This is a genomic window from Oligoflexus tunisiensis (genome assembly GCF_001748245.1).
Classification (GTDB): domain Bacteria; phylum Bdellovibrionota_B; class Oligoflexia; order Oligoflexales; family Oligoflexaceae; genus Oligoflexus; species Oligoflexus tunisiensis.
This window is the reverse complement of sequence record NZ_BDFO01000001.1, coordinates 5,715,230-5,732,208: the sequence shown is the minus strand read 5'-3', so window position 1 is coordinate 5,732,208 and position 16,979 is coordinate 5,715,230. Positions and strand designations below refer to the sequence as shown.

The window sequence follows — 16,979 nt, the reverse complement described above, 5'->3', positions numbered from 1 at the left end:
CCAACGGGGAGGTATGGAACCATGAGTCAGGATCTTATTGTCGAGCTTCAGAAGCAAAATCGTCGTTTGAAACAGCTGCTTTTCATAGGTACGTTGACCGGGGCATCGCTCGTCCTCCTGGCAGCCAAGTCCAACCTGACCCATCAGAAATTCACTGAAATCGACGTGGAGCGCATCAACATCATCATGCCCGACGGCAGGAAAGAGCTGGTCATCTCCAATCGCCTGCGTATTCCGGAGCCGGTGCTTGGCGGCAAGGTGGTCAAACGCGAAGGTCCTGCCCGCCCAGGGCTAATTTTCTACAATGAGATCGGTGATGAGAATGGTGGCCTGATCTTCGACGGCAAGCTGGGCAAGTCAGGACAACCCAGTGCCGGTATGCATTTCTCCATGGATCGTTTCGGGGGTGATCAACAGCTCACGATCGGCCATTACGAAGCCGGCGGCACCATGGAAACCGGATTGATGGTCTACGATCGAGGTCTGATCAAAGATTATGGTCCGCTGTGGGAAGCCTACGAGAAAGCCCCAGAAGGCCCAGAAAAGGAGGCTTTGCTGAAGAAGTTTGAGGAAGCCGGCGGACGCCAGACGACGCGCCTCTTCGTCGGGCGGTCCCGCAGTAAAAATCCTGCCGTTGTCCTTGCCGATGCCAAAGGCCGGCCGCGCATCATGATGATGGTAAACGAGGACGGCAGCCCGGTCCTGAATTTTCTCGGTGATAAAGGCCAGGTGCTCCAGAGTCTGCCTCAGAAAAGCGAGACCGCGGGCAATTGATCAGGCGCGCGCGTGTGGGATCTTCATAGGCATGCTCTTTGAAGGAACTTTTAGTCGCAACTGCCAACAGATCCCTCAGCGCAAACACGCCCGTCCATCCAGATAGCTCCGCTGAGCTGGGCTCCTTCCCAGTTGACTGTGTCCTGGAACACGGCGCCGGTTAAATCCGCCTCGCGCATGTCTGTGTCCTTGAAGTCCACGGGGCCAGCAAAGTTCGCTCTATTGAAGTCGGCACCGACCAGGCTGCCTCGTTTGAACTCAAAACGGCCCGTGCTCATCAAGGAAGAAAAATCACTCTCTTCGGCTATGGAATTTTCAATCTGAACGTTTTCAAATCGGGATGATCTCCAGTCCGTCCTGACCAGACATGAGTTTTCCATGAGGACTTCGCTCAGACTGGAAGACTCAAAGTCGGAAAAGCGAAAGTCTGAATCCAGAAGGCGTGACTCCTGCCAGCTGGAACGGAGAAATTCGCTGAGCACCATCTCACTTCTTAGAAAAACGGTGCGCTCCCATTTCCAATCAGCAAAGTTGTCCTCCGAGAGGCAGGATGCCGTCACCCAAAGATTCGTCAGGGTCTGTGGGTCCTGAGGTATTTGGGGAGAATAGAGGATGCCTTCCAGGTCCTGTCCACTGCTCATGGTTGCGATGGAATTCAATCCTTTCGGTAACGATGCGAGGGAGCAGTCCCCGGCGATTCTCCAATATGTACAACCACGAAGGGCCGGATAGATTGAATTCTCGGAAGCAATGCCTTCCTCTGTATTTTTCCCCTTGGATTTCGGGAACAAGCAGGCTTGTGCTGCCAGAGCGAGAATTACGAACGCAAATACAGGCTGGAACATGGCTTCTCCTCGTCGTGCATCATTATCGGAATAAACCAGGCATCGTTTGAGAATTCAATGAACCCTTACGCAGCGTCAAACTCTCCAATCTCCCGGGCGCTAGGTTAATAATCAACTGATTTTATTGGGAATAATTTAACCCAGGCATAAAAATAAACCCGGGCACAATTGATTTCTAAATAAAACCCGGGTATAAACCGATAGGGGCTAAGAAAGTTTGAAGGAGACCCTATGGAAACCATAAATCGACCCTGTACGGCCTTTGTTGGAACAAGCAAGATTGCGGAAGGCGATGTCCTGGAAGTGGCTAGGAAAGCGAAGCTTCATCTGGATAAATTCCCGGACAGCTCGCTTCTTATTTTCGATGACCTGACGAGCGCGCAGGTCGAGATTGATTTTCGTGGCTCTGCCGACGAAGTTGTTGAAAGGCTGAGTCGAAATAAGGAGAACCAAAGCGAAAAGCCCGGGCCAGGTCGTCCAAAACTTGGTGTCGTCTCTCGTGAAATCGGTCTTCTGCCTCGTCATTGGGAATGGCTTGCCCTGCAACCGGGAGGAGCGTCGGTCACGCTTCGGAAGCTTGTCGAGGAAGCGCGAAAGGCCAACTCTCATCAGGATAGGATCCGCCAATCCCAGGAAGCGACCTACAAGTTCATGACTGCGATGGCAGGGAACCTTCCCCATTTTGAGGAGGCTTTGCGAGCCTTCTATGCCAGGAATAAGGCACTCTTTGAGACCCTAACGCTCGCCTGGCCAGAAGATATCCGTAAGCATCTTTTCAAAATTGGTGAGGTCGCCATGAGCGACAGTGCGAGGGCCCAATGAAAAATCGAGAGCATCGACAGATCATTCTCAAGAAAAGACCGCTTGGAAGGATCCATCCCAACCATTTTCAAATGATCGACGGTCCGCGACCTGTCCCACGGGACGGTGAAGCCCTGGTGCAAGTGATGTGGCTTGGAATCGATCCCACTCAACGCACATGGCTCAATGAAAAGCGAACCTATATGCCCCCTGTCGCCATCGGGGAAGTCATGCGGGGCAGTGGGGTCGGCATCGTCGTGGACTCGCGCTCGGATCGTTATAAGGTGGGTGACTGGGTTGCGGGAATGACGGGCTGGCAGAACTTTGCCATTGCCGGTGAAGGCGGACTGTTTGGAATGAACCCAATACCCGATGGCATCGATCCAAAGGCCATGCTGAGCATTTTGGGAGTCAATGGACTCACGGCTTATTTTGGAATGACGGAGATAGGCAAACCAAAATCCGGTGAAACTGTGTTTGTCTCAGGCGCAGCCGGAAGCGTTGGTTCGATTGCCGGTCAGATTGCGAAAATTCGCGGCTGCAAAGTCATCGGCTCTGCCGGTGGGCCGGAGAAGTGCTCATGGGTGACGCAAACGGCGAATTTTGATGCCTGCATCGATTATAAGTCAGGCCATCTTGAAGACGAACTGCGGCGCCTGGCTCCGGATGGAATCCACGTGGTTTTTGACAATGTGGGAGGGACGACACTCGAAGCGGCTTTGGCAAACCTTGCGAACCATGCGCGCATCGTTATTTCAGGAAGCATATCCTCTGGCTACTCTCAGGACAACTATGGAACGGGGCCACGGAACTATATGGAACTCGGTTTCAAGAGGGCTCGGATGGAAGGGTTTATCTTTCTTGATTACTTATCGGAGTTTCCGCGAGCCTTTTTCGACATAAAAAAATGGATCGACACCAACCAGATCACATATGCGGAGGACATAAAACTGGGTCTTGAAAGCGCTCCTGACGCTTTGCAGGGTTTGTTTGATGGCAAAAATTTCGGCAAGCAGCTGATCAAACTTGTCTAACCCCGGTCCGCTGCCTGCTGTTCATGTTCTGCACCTCCTTCTCAAGTATGGAGCAGGCTCTCTTTGTGAAACCAGTTATGAGGTCCAGCTCCGCCTCGGTGTAGTCGGCGTAGAGAGCATTCATTTGTTTGCCAAGGGAAGCAAAGAGGGGCGAGAAAAGTGCGCTGGCCTTCTCCAGCTGTCCATGCAAATAAACCTTGCGACGGTCGGCTGCTTGATAGTTCCGTTCAACGAGGTCACGTTCCACCAAACGATCGACGACGGCCGTCACAGCGCCCGTCGTCAGTCCAGCCAACTGAGCCAGCTCACCAGCGGTGATGGGTCCCATCCTGCAAATCAGATCCAGGCACTTATGATCCGTGGGATGCAGACCGGCGCGTTCAGCGATCGCCTGATGGAAGAGCAGCGTCCAGGTGCCAAGTTCTCGTTGTGCCTCATTCAAAGCCTCGCCTGCATGGCCTGACTTGCCGTCTGAGTGTCCCATAGGTTTCACCTTCCCTTGTCGAGTTTCAATAGACGAAGAGCCACGCGCTACATGCGCAAGAGGCTCGTCCGAATACCCAGCACGATCATTTCCAGTATGTTGCCATCGGAAACTCTGCTGTTTTGGAAATTGGAAAAGAGCCATCCCTCTTCATTTCGTTTGGCGATGTAAGTCTGGATCGAAGGCCTTCTGAGTTGCTGCCTTCCATCAAAGGTCGTGCCTCCCAAGGCAACGATCACGGCAGTATCTGCAGAAAGGAAGCGGATGCTTTCGATCGCTCCCACCAGGCAGGTGCCTTTGAGCCACTTGTCAAAAAGATCCTGATGCCCTGCTATGATAGCCGGACGTCCTCGCTTGACCTCGCCGGTAAAGGCGATGTACTCGACGTCCTCCGTAAACGCTGCCCCATAGGCTGTTCCATTGCCGTCACACCAGGCTTTGAGCGTTCCATGGTAAAGGTCCTGCAGGGATTGGATACTTGATTCGCCAGACGCAGAATACAGAATCGGTCCCGATCGCGCCCGTTCTGCAATCCTATCAGCGAACTGGGCAGCAAAACGTAGCTCACTATAAATCGAATAGGCAATCCATCCAACGATGAGAAGAGCGAGTGAAATTATGATGATGTTTTTCATGGGATCACTTCCTCCTGGGCAGAATATCTCAAATATTAATATATTTATCGAGCAAATATCTTAATGATTAAGATAAATCTGTAAGTCACTGCAATTATATGGTAATTTATACAGTAATTCTGGCGGCAGGAGTCAGCTTTCCGCCGTCGTCACGGACAGAAATTCACAGACCCACTCATAGCCAATGTTCTGGTAAATCCGGTTGCTCGTCTTATTGTCGAGTTGAGTGAAGAGGCAGCAATACTCGTTACCGTTCTGCAAGAGGAACGCAGTGACCCGCGCAGTCAGTTCCTCGGCATATCCTTTGCGTCGATGCTCATGGGGCGTGTACACAAAACCGATCGAACGCCCTTTGGGAAGCACACGGCCCGCGCTGACCGTCGATACCACTGCTCCCTCATACCGCAAGACGAAGATATCGCCTGCGTCTATTCTTTCCTTGATATGCACGACGGATTCCGTTCGATCCGCTCCAGGCAGATTGCATTCGTTTCTGAAAGCGATCGCCCAATCAACCAGCATTTCCAAATCGGCAGGACTCGCGTGCTCGAAGCTCGCCCCGGTCGGACGATGCGGCAGGAGCCTGGTGAGTTTATACAAGCCCTGCCTTTCCACATGCACGCGATGGTCTTTCATCCCGCTGTCCAAAAACGCTTCCACCAGTTCCTTCCGGCCTTGCACTCGGGGGTAGGAAATGCCCGCAGTCTGTATCCCGTGCTTCAAGGCCTCGATTCCGTTTCCTGCCGCCAGGCAGAGCGGGTTCGGGGGCAGCAGATGCGCATACTGAACGACTTGATGGGCTTCGTCACGAACCACAAAAAGACAATAATCCTTGAAGTTGATACCGCGTCTCATCCTTTCCAGCAGGCCGAGCGGAACGTTGTTGATCAGAGGATCAGGGCGCAGAAAGGCATCGACATCCCTAGGCATGGCTGTGACATCGCGGAAGATCGAAAAATACATGAACAGGATTCCTTGGAATAGACGTTATATGCCAATGTGAGGCTGCTGTTGGCGGCAGCCAAACGCTCCTCGACCTATCCTGCGCAGAACGAGTCGCGGGAATCCAGAAGTGTGATCTACCGTCACCCCTAAAGGGGTGAGGCTTCCAAGGAAAAATCCAGAGGCAAATCCTTTGCACGTTTCCTTTTCTTTTTTGACGCTTCTTCGCATGGAGCGCGTGGGCTTTTGGCCCGCCGCGACTTATCCGTGGCTCCACGTCCAGTATCAGAAAGGGATAAAACACCCCTCTTTGACAACTCCGATCCAGAGTTTGAAACAAGACTGATTGCTCGCTTTTTGATGACCTCTGCCGCGTTATGATCGGCGTTATCAGTGTGGCCACAGCTTTCGCAAAGGAATATTTCCTGGGATTTGCGATTGCCGGGGTGAGTGTGCGCGCAAACAGCACACTCCTGAGAGGTATGATGGGCGGGAACTTTAAACCAGGCTTTGCCAGCCCGATGGGCTTTATACTTTAAAAATTCCTCGAAAAGGTGCCAGCCAACGTTAAGGATGGCCTTGTTAAGACCAGACTTGGCTTTGCCACCATTTTTAAGCCACCTTCCGGAATCATCCTTTTTGGCTTTGGATCTTTTTGTCATTTGCCTTGTTTTAAGGTCTTCGAGGATGAAGACCCTCGAATCCTTTTGATCGACAAGAACGCGGGATACCTTGTGGCAGAAGTCCTTTCGGATATTGGCAATGTCATTATGAATGTTGGAGAGCCTGACCTTGATCTTCTGGCGGCGATTGGAACCTTTTACCTGCCTTGACATCTTTTTTTGGTAGCGAAGAAGATTTCGTCTCGAACGCTCCATGTTTCTTTTTTGCTCTGGGGAAAAGTCAAAGCATTGTTCGCCAGCCTGAATGGGTCTTTTGACTCCCCGGTCCATGCCGATGATATGCTTTTGCAGGAACGCTTCGGTTTGGCCTCGAAGGTATTTCAGGTGATCGGCCTGGGACAAAAGTTCCCCGTCATCCAATCCGTCGTCATAGCAAAAGGAAACCCAAAACTCATCATGCCGCTTTTTGATATAAAGGGACGCCTTTTCCTCGAAAGACTTATGAAGCTTCAGAGAAAGATAGCCAATATTATTGCGTTTGGTCCCAATGAAAAGTCTTCTGACACCGTCTGCGCAGATATCGAACCGGAAAAGTTCTCTTGTGAGGTGGATGCTGCCGTTTCCGGTCTTTTTCTTTCTTCTTGGCTTTCCGCAGCGGCCATGCTTGAAATCCTGAAAGGTATCAAACCAGTTGCTTGCCGAGTTTCTAAGGATCTGGCTGGGGCAATCTGAGAGCCATGGGGATAGCTCGTCATTCTTGAACTGTGAGTATTGCTGATCCACTGGCGCGTAGGTGCCGACAGGGCAGTATTTCCGTGCGTAGACCGAATGGTAGCGGTATTCATCACACTTACTGTTCCAGATAAAGCGTGCGCAGCCCATCCACTGGCTTAAAACAAGCCTTTGGTGGTCTGTTACGTTCGCTTTAAGCCGAATTCCTGTATGCATGATTTACCTTTCGATTTTCTTTCGTTATCTTATGAAAAAGCTAAAATGGAGTCAAGGTTATGTCGAATGACTTTGAGTGGCGGACAGGAAGACACTGCATTTTTATGAATCATGTTCATCTTGTCTTTGTCACAAAATACAGGCGAGGCGCTCTCACTGATGAGATGCTCGGAAGGCTGAAAGAAGTCTATGCAGAGACGATGGAGCAGATGCAGGGTGAACTTTTAGAGTTCGGCGGTGAGGATGACCACGTTCACCTTCTTGTCTCCTGCCATCCGAAAACGGCTGTATCGGCTCTTGCAGGGAAGCTTAAGGGGAAATCAAGCTATGTCCTTCGCCAGGAATTCTGGCCTGAGATCAAGATAAAGCTCTGGGGCGATCATTTCTGGAGCCCAAGCTATTGCGTGGTCTCGTGCGGAGGAGCACCACTCGATGTTGTGAAAGCTTACGTCGAGAGCCAAAGAAGGCCATCGGAGAAAAAACATATCGAACAATCGAAAAGATTTACAGGCGCGAGACGAAACGAAGACAAGACCTGGATAAGGAAGTAGGCCAAGGGAGCTGAATCAAGCGGCTGTATTCGCTAATGCGAAACCTTGGCCGTTCGCCTTGACCTCCCTGAAGGAGGAGGATTGCGGCGAACAGTGTTCAAGGAACTTCCTAAACTGCGCGCATCACCCCCCGACAGCGTGAAGTCCGGCACCGATAGCAGAGAGCCGTCCTGGACTGGACAAGCGCCCCTCGGATAACATACATTTTTATGGAAAACGTTTCCGGGGACCCGCGTCATGCCCACAGTGCACCCATCGTTGCTGGAACGCAAAATCATCCACTTTGATATGGATGCCTTTTACGCGTCGATTGAAATCCGTGATGACCCGAGTCTCAAGGACAAACCACTGGTCATCGGAGGTTCCCCGCAGTCGCGCGCCGTGGTTTGCACCGCCAGCTATGTCGCCCGCAAGTTCGGCGTTCGCTCGGCCATGCCTTGTTCACAGGCGGCGCGGCTTTGTCCGGATGCTGTTTTCATGGCCCCGAATTTTTATAAATATAAGGCCGTCTCGCAACAAATCCGCGATATCTTTCAGCAGTATACTTCTTTGATCGAACCCCTCTCGCTCGATGAAGCCTATCTGGATGTGACGCATAATGAGCGCGGGCTCTATGCGACCAAACTCGCCAAACTGATTCAGGATCAGATTTATGACGAACTGAAACTCACCGGTTCCGCCGGGATTGCGCCCAACAAACTGTTGGCCAAGATCGCCTCGGATATCAACAAGCCACGCGGTCTGACCGTGATCCTGCCGGAGCAGGCGCGCCGTTTCATGGAACATCTTCCCCTGCGCCGCATCCATGGGGTGGGGCCGGCCAGTGAAAAACGACTGCAGCAGGCTGGGCTCGTTTACTGTCGGGATGTCTGGCAGCGTGATCCGGCGGAGCTGGAAAGACAGCTCGGCAGCATGGGGCGCTGGATCTGGGTCCGCTCGCAAGGCATTGATGAACGGCCGGTGGAAGTGGAACGCGAACGCAAATCGCTGGGCAAGGAGGATACCTTTGCCACCGATATTCTGGATCCTGATGTTCTCGTCAAGGAACTGCGCGCGCTCGCTGCAGCCGTGGCGGATGCCCTGCAGCGGCGTGGTCTGCGCGGAAAAACCATCACGGTCAAATGCAAGTATGCCGACTTCAATCAGGTGACCCGAAGCCGTTCGCTCACAGCTCCCACGGATGAGGCGGTTGTTATTCAAGAGATCGCCTGTGACCTGCTCGGACAAACGGAAGTGGGGAAAAGAAAGGTGCGCCTTCTCGGGGTGAGTGTGGCAAACTTCGAACAGCCTGAGGCCCTTCCGCTGGGACTTCAGGCTTAGAGCCTGGCGTTTTCGGCCAGGCACGGAACCACCACCTGAAATACGCCGAGTGGACGTCATGAATTTTTCTCAGCTTGGACGCATCGGGTTGCCGGCTCTCGTCCTGGGGTCCAGCCCACTGCCGGCCCAATCCTTTCTCCCGACCGAAAATTTTCTGGAACTGGGCGCAGACGTTCTGCAGCAGGAGGCCACCGGCCTGCGCTTTCATGCGGCTTATCTTATGACGTTGGGATGGGCCGACCTGGTTTCCCGCATCGGAGTGGAACTCGGTTATCGTCTGTTTGATGAAGCGGATGTCCCGGAGTACGGCTTTTTTTTGGAATCCACTCTCTTTGCGCCCGCAGCTTATGCCCTTTATTTAAAGACCGCTCTGCATACCCTGGATTTCCCGGACAATGAGGCGACCGCTTCTTCCATGGAGACGGTGGAAATCGAGTGGGGCGCACGGTGGGTCCGTGACACCGGCGTCTGGAAGCTGGGTTTGGGTGTGCGCTATTGGAATGATCCGGAGCGCATTGAAATCGGCGATGACGTGATCGAAAAGGAATGGCTTCTCTATCCAACCCTGGGTTGGGCCTGGAGGCTTTGATGGCTGAGTGTTTCACGACATATTCCAAAAAACGAAGTTTCACTTTAAATCAATCGTTTTGCTTTATGACTTTGAATCGTGTTTATTGAGGAGGTTGTCGGGTTCACTCACACACGTTCTGGAGGAAACACTTATGGTATTGAATCGCATTTTGGCTTCTGTTGGTATCAGTGGTACCAAGGTAGATACGAGAATCTCCAACCCCAACCTGACGCCAGGCGGGCTTCTGCGAGGAACGGTCAATCTGCTCGGTGGAGCGGCGGATCAGGCGATTGAACGCATCGATATCGCGCTGGAAACTTACGCCAAACAGGAAGTGGGTGATGGTGAAACACGACAGACGGTCGTGATCGGGGCGGAGGCTGTGGCATCCGCTCTGCAAATCAAGGCCGGTCAGACCATGGAAATTCCCTTTGAAGTGCGCGTTCCCTGGGATACGCCTTTGAATCGACTTCATGGCCATGATATGCCGCTCTCGGTTTATCTGAGAACGCATGTGCATCTCGCCAACGCGGTGGACTCCGGGGACAAGGATCCCGTTTGGGTGAGTCCGCTTCCGGCTCAGGGCATGGTGCTCGATGCGATGCAGCGCCTGGGCTTTCGTCTGCATAAGGTGGATGTCGAGTACGGACAGATCCGGGGCGCGCGTCTGCCCTTCTTTCAGGAGATTGAATATCTCCCCGGTCCAAATTATTACGGCCGCTTGAACGAGGTGGAAGTCACCTTCATCAATCGCCCGCTTGATATGGATGTGATTTTTGAGGTGGATCACCGCGCGCGTGGTTTTCGGTCGATGTTTGGTGGGCATGACGATGAAATCCGGTCCTTCCGGGTGGCCTATGAGGATGCCCAGCGGACCGATTTTGAACGCATGATCGAGCGCGCGTTGCGCCTGTAAGATCAGGACACGGGACGCTGGCTGGCGTCCCCTGGTTTTTTTAGTGGGCGACCTTCATTTTGGGCTTCAGCGTCTTCGTATAAATATCCCATTCCTTCACAAAAGGCTTTTTCACCTGTCTTCTGAGGCCCGCCAGGGTCTTGAACGGCCAGCTCTTCTGGACGATGTTGACAACCCAGGTCGGGAGTATGCCCTTGGGATCCGCGAGATATTCCGCCTTCACGAAGGTTTGGTTGGGACCCTTGGCCTGCAGCACGTAACGACCGTGCAGAATTTCACCGCGCACACCGACCGTGTCCGAGGCCGGAGCCTTGGGATGCTCCACGGATTTCACAGCGACGATGATGGCGTTCGTGGCCTGATCCACCGAGAAATCATAGCGGTAGACAAAATCGCGATCGGCGACCGGGAAGGGCATCTTGAACGCTGCATATTGAATATTGGAAAGGTCGGAAGGCGTGTCCACCGTGCGCGTGCTCTTGAATTTGTCGACCCAGTCCGCCTTGTGTTCATTGTCCATCAAAACCCAGAGGATCTTTCCAATGGACGCATTGATGATGCATTCCCCGCCGACGCCTTTGACTTCACTGTTCGGAAAGGATTTGCGGAAGGTGGTGATACCTTCCTCCGACGTAATCTTTTCCCAGCCAGCGTTTTGCCATTCGCGCACACCAGCGCGGACCGGCTCCTGCCATAACAGTAGGCTAACAAAGGCCAAAGCGATGCGCCGTGCTTTCATGTCAAATCTCCTGGCGAAGCAAAGGATGGTTTTGCTCTTATTTTATCGCTAGAACACCCAACCTGGCAAGGCTCTCACACTTCCACGAGGTAAAGTCCACCCTGAATCGGCTGTTCGGCCTGCAGCCGCAAAGCCTCGACCTGAAAGGCGCGCAGGCTCATGCTATGGGCCCGCAAACGGGATTGCATGTAGGCAAGACTGTGCTGGTAACGCCCGGTGGTCAGGAGCCGCGGGGATTCACCATGTTCCTGAAACTCCGTGCTGAACACTAAAAAAGCCGGGGACTTGGCTTTTTCCCGAATCACCTCCAGCAAAGGATCCAGGGCCCCAATGTAGGGCATCAAATCCGCGGCCACAAAGAGTTCGTAGGATGCGGGCGCTGCGGCCAGAGTCTCGATGCAATCACCGGCAATCAATTGACGGTAGATATTTTTTGCCGCCGCGCGCTGCAGCATCACAGGAGACAGATCATAACCATCCACCGTGGTGATGAGGCGTTCGAATGCATCCATGCTGCGTCCTGTGCCGCAGCCCAGATCACAGGTCAGGAACCGGCGCCCGCGTGTGGGGGCATAGTTCAGCAGGAGGTTGCGGAGGAGCTCGGGAGCCCGATATTTCAGGACCTGATTCATGTGCTGATCATAGGTCGGGGCATACTGATCGAACAGTTCCACCACATAGGTGGTCGGAGCGCGGGGCGGGGTCTGACCGGCAAGGGCGGCGACGAAATAGTGGGCGGTGGCATTCTCGGGATCGAGCTGCAGAATTTTTTCATAACACTGCCGCGCGGCGTCGTGCCTTTGACCGGAACGATAGAGCGGCGCGAGGTTGATCAGGATGTCAGGATCCTTGGGATTCAGGCGATGCGCATGCTCGTAAAAGCTGATCGCTTTTTCGTTCTGGCCGATGGTTCGCAGAAGATTGCCAAGGTTGTAGCTGACGTCGGCATCATCCGGGTTCGTGAGGATGGCCTGTCGATAGATGCGCAGGGCTTCAGCATAACGCCCCTCCTTGTGCAGAGTGGTCGCGAGATTCTTCCAATAACGCCGGTTGCGCTGCTCTTCGCGCTCCATGTTGCCTCCATGTATTATCCCTACTCCTACGATAGCGCAGTGCCCCGGAGCTTGACAGTTCTGCCTAAAAAGTAAACATTTCCCCTCAGCTATTTTGAATAAAATCAGCTGCTTATATTCGGCATTCTGCTTGCTAGAAAAGAATTGCTCCCTGCTGTTTCGCTGAGTTATTCGCCGAGGTGGACGATGAAGACAGTACACACATTTTGGATCCTCATGGTCCTGAACCTTCTGGTAATGCCAGGCCTTCAGGCCCAATATGCAAGCTCAGCCTTTATGCAAAGGATCATGGACCTGAAGCAGAAGCAGGTGCCGCCGGTTGGCTTCGTGATCGCTCTTCAAAAAAATGATCATCCGAACTTTGCCCGGGCCGTTTGCATGCACGGGGGTCTTTACAAAAGCATTTGCCAGAACAAAACCAACCCCAGCGTAGGCTGGGCGCTCTGTATTCTCGGGGGGCGTCCCGTTGCCGAATGCGATCTGCCCAAAAAAGCCAGCGTGGGCTTTGGCCTCTGCATGGCGTCCGGACGCGATGTGACTGACTGTAATTATGTGCAGAACGCAACGACGGGCTATGGCCTCTGCATGGCAAGTGGGCGTAGCTTTCATGAATGTTCGGCCCCCAGCCAACCGTCCCTGGCCTTTGCCTATTGCATGGCGCGGAGTGACGATGTAAGCAAGTGCTTGAGCCTGAATCAATAACCACACAAAACCCGGGTCCGCGCTTGGAAATTTCTTTCAACGGTGATGTGCATCACTATCCTGATTCCACACTCTGGCTGGTGACCCAGGAACCGGTTCTGAATGAATTTGTCTGCTATCTGAAGGATAAAAAGGACCGCTTTCTGCGCGAGGGGCTTGGCGGCCAGGAGCTCGTCGTATCCCGCAAACGCCTGGAAGAGGTCCGACGGGCCTATCATCGCATGATCTGCAAGGGCGAAGAAAAGCTGCACCGACTCTGCGGTCTGCTCTGTGATCAGCTGCTGGCCAGCGAAGTGCAAATGAAGAGCGTGGTCATCGCCCAGCTTCCGGGGACCCACCAGCGCCTCAAGCTCATCCAGGATATTCAGAAATCAGAAGTTTACGAACGCACCGACCTTGATCTCGGGAACTGGCTGCTGGAAAAATTGCGTTATGCCGGACCCCAGGGCTGGGAGCGGCCCCGGTTGATCGCCAACTTTGTTGAATATCAGCCGCTGTGCCGCAATGCCTTCGGCATCAACAAGATGGTCTCGCGCATCAAGGCCGAGGAGCAGATCTGGTCCAAGGTGGTCGATGAAATTTTCGAACTGGACAAGCTCGTCCATCAGGATAAAAAACTCCGCGAGCTGAGTTACTTCATCAAGGATATCTTCGGCATCAAGATCGTGGTCGATGATCACGACTGCATTCATAATGTGCTGGAAGCCCTGGAGGATGCCAGCTGGGATAGCGAAACCCTGGCTTTGCACGGCGTCTCGCATGAGCCCTCCACCCAGCGACTCACGCGAATCGAAGTCAAGAACCATGTCGGCGAAGCCCAACAAAAGCAAAGCGGTTGGCAGGCCATCAAGGCCGTATATCGCTGGTGGAACAAGACCTTTGAAATTCAGGTCCAGACTCTCGATGTCTACCTGCGTGAGCAGGAACTGCTCACCAGCGAAAGTCATGCCGCCTTCAAGGAGAAGAGAGAGCGCGTTCGCCAGGAAGTGGCCGATCGCCTGCCACTCTTTGGGTTCTATCTGCAGCTCCTGCGCTGGCTCTTTATTAGTCCAGACGCTACACCTCCTGAACTGGAAGGCATTCGCATCATCATGAAAGACTGATAAGTCGTCCTCCAGTCCCAAGATAATCCTTGCCAATCCCACAGCCTTGCGCCACCATATATGCCTATGTGATCCGCCCGGAATTCTCTGGAGGAAATGAGCCAGCCATGACGCAAGCCATTCGTATCGAAGCCGTTTCGAAAGTCTATCCGCTCGGCAAGACCGAAGTGAGAGCCCTCAAGAACATCAACCTTTCCATTGAAGAGGGCGAATTCACGACCATCGCCGGGCCTTCGGGCTGTGGCAAGTCCACGATGCTCAACCTCATCGGTTGCATGGATTCACCGACCACGGGTGAGGTCTACATTGAGAACCGGCCGATATCCAGGCTTTCGGACAAGGATCTGACCCGGCTGCGGCTGGAAAAGCTGGGCTTTATCTTCCAGAGCTTCAACCTGATTCCGGTGCTCACCGTCTATCAAAACATCGAATTTCCTCTGCTCATCCACGGCGGTTTCAGCCCGAAGGATCGGGCCCGCATCATCGATCAGCTGATTGGCGAAGTGGGGCTCAAGGATCAGGCGAAACAGAAATCCAACGAACTGTCCGGGGGGCAAAGGCAAAGGGTGGCCATCGCCCGGGCGCTGGTGACCAGCCCGCGCATCGTCCTGGCCGATGAACCGACCGCCAACCTGGATTCCGCGACTGGCGAAAAAATCATCAACCTCATGAAAGAAATCAATACCACCCACAAGACCACTTTCATCTTTTCCACCCATGATCCGCAGGTGATGAAGCATGCCAGCCGCATCGTTCGGCTTAAGGACGGGGAAGTCGTCGAGTCCTGAAACCGAAGGAAGGAGGCCTTGGACATGAGACTCTTGGAAATGATCTCATTGATCATGAAAGTGGCATTTCGCAATCTTTGGCTCTATCGAGTCAAAACCCTGGTGATCGGCACCCTTTTGTGCCTGGGAACCTTTCTCGGGGTGATCGGCTTTTCCCTCCTGCGCGATGTCGAGGGCTCGATGCGCGAAAGCATCATCGGGAGTATCGCCGGTCATCTGCAGATCTATTCGGACAAGGCCAAGGATGATCTGGCCCTCTTCGGTGGTGGTTTTATGGGCCGCGCCGATATCGGTGAGCTGCCGGACATCGTTCCCTACCGTGAGATCGCTCTGCAGAATCCCAATGTCGAGGCCTTTGTGCCTATGGGCATGGACATGTCGTTGCTCGGTCGTGGCAACGAAATGGATGAGATCCTCGATCAGCTGCGTGAGGCTCTGAAAAGTCAGGATCCGGTGGCGATTCAAACCCGTATCGATGGGGTGCGGTTTCAGCTTGAACAATTGAAAAAGGAAGCGGCGGAACAGAAGAAACTGGTGGCTGATGTTGCCGTTGTCGAAGCGCAGGAAGCGGATATTGCCAAGGCCGAGGCGCCTGGCTTTCTGGATACGCTCAAGACCCTGGATGAGAGCAAGCTCCAGTTCCTGGAAACCAAAATCGCGCCGCTCTCGGGCGAGAAAACTCCGATTTACCTGGGCTATATTGGAACCGATATCAGCCTCTACCAGCAGAACTTTCCCAAGTTTCGGGTGGTCGAAGGGGAAAACCTGCCGCCAGGACAAAGGGGGATCCTGCTGGCTCACCGGGCCCGCGAAAACTATCTGAAGGTGGTCGTGGCCCGACTCTTCGATCGCCTTCATAAAAGGATCGTGGTCACCCATATCCCCATCCAGGGCGATGCGGAAAACGAGCGCAACGCCACCGACCTGACCAGGCAGTATAGCGCCATCATCAGCTCGTTGAATCGCGACCAGGCCAGTGATTTGTCCAAGAAGCTGACGGAATTCGGCATCAACGGGGCCAAACCCGACGAGGACCTCATCGCGCATCTGACGAACCAGCTGAAGGATTTCCTGACTGTCAACGATGAGAACTTCAGCGCCCGTCACGAATGGTTCTATCAGCACATCGCGCCGCTCATGAAGCTCTATGAAATCTCCCCAGGCGAAACCATCACGCTCCGGGCCTATACCCGCAGCGGTTATGTGAAAAGCCTGCCGCTCAAAGTCTATGGCGTCTATTCCTTTGCCGGTCTCGAGGATTCCGACCTTGCGGGTCAGACGAGCATCATCGACCTTGTCAGCTTCCGCGAACTTTATGGAAAGATGACCGAAGCCTCGCAGCAGGAACTGGCCGAGATGCGCAAGAAGGTTGGCATCCAGCACATTGAAGCCGCCAATGCGGAGGAAGCTCTGTTCGGCGAGGAAAGTCAGATCGAGATTGAATCACGTTCCCTGGAGGCCAAAAACTCCCAGGTGGAAGCGGTGATCGACGTCAAACCCGTGATTCCGGATAGCTTCGAGCTGGACGAGGTCAAGCACGGTCTGGCTTTGAATGCCGCCATCAAGCTCAAGGATCCCGACCTCCTCAAGGAAACTCAGGAGGAACTGGCTCAGGCCTTCAAGGACAAGGGGCTTGAGGTTCGCGTCATCGACTGGCAGCAGGCCTCGGGCATCGTCGGCCAGATGGTGAACATCATGCGCCTCGTTCTGATCCTGGCGCTTGGCGTGATTTTCCTGGTGACCCTCGTGATCATCAACAACTCGATTATCGTCGGAACGCTCAATCGGATTCGGGAAATCGGCACCATGCGAGCCATCGGCGCGCAAAAGTCCTTTGTCGTGGGACTGTTCCTGGGAGAAACCTGCGTGACCGGTTTGATCGGTTCCATCGTGGGCGCGATCCTGGGAGCCGTGGTCCTTTTCTGGCTCGCCAAGGCGGGGATTCCGGCTGTGAATGACATCGTGGCCTTCCTGTTCTCGGGACCGCGCCTCTATCCCAAAATTCGTTGGGATATCATCATTGCCACACCGTTTGTCATCACTCTGATCGCCACCCTATCGTCGATCTATGCGGCTCGCCTGGCCGCGCGCGTGCAACCGGCCGAAGCTATGCAAGAGAAGGAATGAGAT

Annotated in this window: 18 protein-coding genes; 11 read left to right on the top strand and 7 right to left on the bottom strand. The window is 53.7% G+C overall.

What is annotated here, in order from left to right:
• Positions 1–21: 21 nt before the first annotated feature.
• Positions 22–774, top strand: a complete 753-nt coding sequence (locus OLTU_RS23670; protein WP_141735221.1) for a hypothetical protein — start codon at positions 22–24, stop codon at positions 772–774.
• A gap of 50 nt (positions 775–824) precedes the next feature.
• Here OLTU_RS23670 and OLTU_RS23665 read toward each other — a convergent pair whose 3' ends face one another.
• Entirely contained in the window at positions 825–1,415 is a 591-nt protein-coding gene (locus tag OLTU_RS23665; protein WP_176736900.1) for a pentapeptide repeat-containing protein, read from the bottom strand.
• A gap of 435 nt (positions 1,416–1,850) precedes the next feature.
• Between OLTU_RS23665 and OLTU_RS23660 the strand changes: the two genes are divergently transcribed.
• Together OLTU_RS23660 and OLTU_RS23655 are read left to right on the top strand one after the other, a co-directional pair.
• The gene (locus tag OLTU_RS23660; RefSeq protein WP_141735219.1) at positions 1,851–2,441 is read left to right on the top strand and encodes a DUF2239 family protein; all 591 of its coding nucleotides are present in this window, start codon (positions 1,851–1,853) and stop codon (positions 2,439–2,441) included.
• Positions 2,438–3,454 (top strand): NADP-dependent oxidoreductase, encoded by a 1,017-nt coding sequence (locus OLTU_RS23655; RefSeq protein WP_141735218.1) that lies wholly within the window; start codon positions 2,438–2,440, stop codon positions 3,452–3,454. Before OLTU_RS23660 ends, OLTU_RS23655 begins: the two co-directional genes overlap by 4 nt.
• Here the strand turns inward: OLTU_RS23655 and OLTU_RS23650 are convergent.
• From OLTU_RS23650 to OLTU_RS23635, 4 genes are all read right to left on the bottom strand, one after another.
• Positions 3,441–3,938, bottom strand: a complete 498-nt coding sequence (locus OLTU_RS23650) for a MarR family winged helix-turn-helix transcriptional regulator (RefSeq protein WP_176736899.1) — start codon at positions 3,936–3,938, stop codon at positions 3,441–3,443. The genes OLTU_RS23655 and OLTU_RS23650 overlap by 14 nt on opposite strands.
• Before the next feature lie 47 nt (positions 3,939–3,985).
• Positions 3,986–4,573 carry an SgcJ/EcaC family oxidoreductase gene (locus OLTU_RS23645; RefSeq protein WP_141735216.1) on the bottom strand — a complete coding sequence of 196 codons (588 nt, stop codon included), beginning with the start codon at positions 4,571–4,573 and terminating at the stop codon, positions 3,986–3,988.
• 132 nt (positions 4,574–4,705) lie between these two features.
• Positions 4,706–5,536: a GNAT family N-acetyltransferase gene (locus tag OLTU_RS23640; RefSeq protein WP_141735215.1), complete on the bottom strand. Its 831-nt coding sequence runs from the start codon at positions 5,534–5,536 to the stop codon at positions 4,706–4,708.
• 128 nt (positions 5,537–5,664) lie between these two features.
• Positions 5,665–7,086, bottom strand: coding sequence for an RNA-guided endonuclease InsQ/TnpB family protein (locus OLTU_RS23635; RefSeq protein ID WP_141735214.1), 1,422 nt, complete (start codon positions 7,084–7,086; stop codon positions 5,665–5,667).
• Between the two features lie 59 nt (positions 7,087–7,145).
• Between OLTU_RS23635 and tnpA the strand changes: the two genes are divergently transcribed.
• The 4 genes from tnpA to OLTU_RS23615 all read left to right on the top strand — a co-directional run bounded on the left by tnpA (position 7,146) and on the right by OLTU_RS23615 (position 10,444).
• On the top strand, positions 7,146–7,637 hold the full coding sequence (gene tnpA / locus OLTU_RS23630; RefSeq protein WP_141735213.1) for an IS200/IS605 family transposase: 492 nt from the start codon (positions 7,146–7,148) through the stop codon (positions 7,635–7,637).
• Positions 7,638–7,874: 237 nt separating this feature from the next.
• Positions 7,875–8,957 (top strand): DNA polymerase IV, encoded by a 1,083-nt coding sequence (gene dinB, locus OLTU_RS23625; protein WP_141735212.1) that lies wholly within the window; start codon positions 7,875–7,877, stop codon positions 8,955–8,957.
• A 58-nt stretch (positions 8,958–9,015) separates the two neighbouring features.
• A complete protein-coding gene (locus OLTU_RS23620; protein WP_141735211.1) occupies positions 9,016–9,546 on the top strand; it encodes a hypothetical protein in 531 nt (176 codons plus the stop codon).
• A 133-nt stretch (positions 9,547–9,679) separates the two neighbouring features.
• Positions 9,680–10,444, top strand: a complete 765-nt coding sequence (locus OLTU_RS23615; RefSeq protein WP_141735210.1) for a sporulation protein — start codon at positions 9,680–9,682, stop codon at positions 10,442–10,444.
• Between the two features lie 40 nt (positions 10,445–10,484).
• Here OLTU_RS23615 and OLTU_RS23610 read toward each other — a convergent pair whose 3' ends face one another.
• Both OLTU_RS23610 and OLTU_RS23605 read right to left on the bottom strand, forming a co-directional pair.
• Positions 10,485–11,183, bottom strand: coding sequence for an START domain-containing protein (locus OLTU_RS23610; protein WP_141735209.1), 699 nt, complete (start codon positions 11,181–11,183; stop codon positions 10,485–10,487).
• 74 nt (positions 11,184–11,257) lie between these two features.
• Positions 11,258–12,256, bottom strand: a complete 999-nt coding sequence (locus tag OLTU_RS23605; RefSeq protein WP_141735208.1) for a tetratricopeptide repeat protein — start codon at positions 12,254–12,256, stop codon at positions 11,258–11,260.
• 276 nt (positions 12,257–12,532) lie between these two features.
• Between OLTU_RS23605 and OLTU_RS23600 the strand changes: the two genes are divergently transcribed.
• From OLTU_RS23600 to OLTU_RS23585, 4 genes are all read left to right on the top strand, one after another.
• A complete protein-coding gene (locus OLTU_RS23600) occupies positions 12,533–12,958 on the top strand; it encodes a hypothetical protein (RefSeq protein WP_218110222.1) in 426 nt (141 codons plus the stop codon).
• 47 nt (positions 12,959–13,005) lie between these two features.
• A complete protein-coding gene (locus OLTU_RS23595; RefSeq protein WP_218110221.1) occupies positions 13,006–14,061 on the top strand; it encodes a hypothetical protein in 1,056 nt (351 codons plus the stop codon).
• Positions 14,062–14,168: 107 nt separating this feature from the next.
• Positions 14,169–14,849, top strand: a complete 681-nt coding sequence (locus OLTU_RS23590) for an ABC transporter ATP-binding protein (protein ID WP_141735205.1) — start codon at positions 14,169–14,171, stop codon at positions 14,847–14,849.
• Positions 14,850–14,903: 54 nt separating this feature from the next.
• Positions 14,904–16,976: an ABC transporter permease gene (locus OLTU_RS23585; RefSeq protein ID WP_218110220.1), complete on the top strand. Its 2,073-nt coding sequence runs from the start codon at positions 14,904–14,906 to the stop codon at positions 16,974–16,976.
• Positions 16,977–16,979 lie beyond the last annotated feature (3 nt).

Coding starts and splice junctions, on each gene's coding strand:
- OLTU_RS23670 (WP_141735221.1), top strand. CDS start 22: ATGAGTCAGGATCTTATTGTCGAGCTTCAGAAGCAAAATCGTCGTTTG.
- OLTU_RS23665 (WP_176736900.1), bottom strand. CDS start 1,415: ATGAGCAGTGGACAGGACCTGGAAGGCATCCTCTATTCTCCCCAAATA.
- OLTU_RS23660 (WP_141735219.1), top strand. CDS start 1,851: ATGGAAACCATAAATCGACCCTGTACGGCCTTTGTTGGAACAAGCAAG.
- OLTU_RS23655 (WP_141735218.1), top strand. CDS start 2,438: ATGAAAAATCGAGAGCATCGACAGATCATTCTCAAGAAAAGACCGCTT.
- OLTU_RS23650 (WP_176736899.1), bottom strand. CDS start 3,938: ATGGGACACTCAGACGGCAAGTCAGGCCATGCAGGCGAGGCTTTGAAT.
- OLTU_RS23645 (WP_141735216.1), bottom strand. CDS start 4,573: ATGAAAAACATCATCATAATTTCACTCGCTCTTCTCATCGTTGGATGG.
- OLTU_RS23640 (WP_141735215.1), bottom strand. CDS start 5,536: ATGTATTTTTCGATCTTCCGCGATGTCACAGCCATGCCTAGGGATGTC.
- OLTU_RS23635 (WP_141735214.1), bottom strand. CDS start 7,086: ATGCATACAGGAATTCGGCTTAAAGCGAACGTAACAGACCACCAAAGG.
- tnpA (WP_141735213.1), top strand. CDS start 7,146: ATGTCGAATGACTTTGAGTGGCGGACAGGAAGACACTGCATTTTTATG.
- dinB (WP_141735212.1), top strand. CDS start 7,875: ATGCCCACAGTGCACCCATCGTTGCTGGAACGCAAAATCATCCACTTT.
- OLTU_RS23620 (WP_141735211.1), top strand. CDS start 9,016: ATGAATTTTTCTCAGCTTGGACGCATCGGGTTGCCGGCTCTCGTCCTG.
- OLTU_RS23615 (WP_141735210.1), top strand. CDS start 9,680: ATGGTATTGAATCGCATTTTGGCTTCTGTTGGTATCAGTGGTACCAAG.
- OLTU_RS23610 (WP_141735209.1), bottom strand. CDS start 11,183: ATGAAAGCACGGCGCATCGCTTTGGCCTTTGTTAGCCTACTGTTATGG.
- OLTU_RS23605 (WP_141735208.1), bottom strand. CDS start 12,256: ATGGAGCGCGAAGAGCAGCGCAACCGGCGTTATTGGAAGAATCTCGCG.
- OLTU_RS23600 (WP_218110222.1), top strand. CDS start 12,533: ATGCAAAGGATCATGGACCTGAAGCAGAAGCAGGTGCCGCCGGTTGGC.
- OLTU_RS23590 (WP_141735205.1), top strand. CDS start 14,169: ATGACGCAAGCCATTCGTATCGAAGCCGTTTCGAAAGTCTATCCGCTC.
- OLTU_RS23585 (WP_218110220.1), top strand. CDS start 14,904: ATGAAAGTGGCATTTCGCAATCTTTGGCTCTATCGAGTCAAAACCCTG.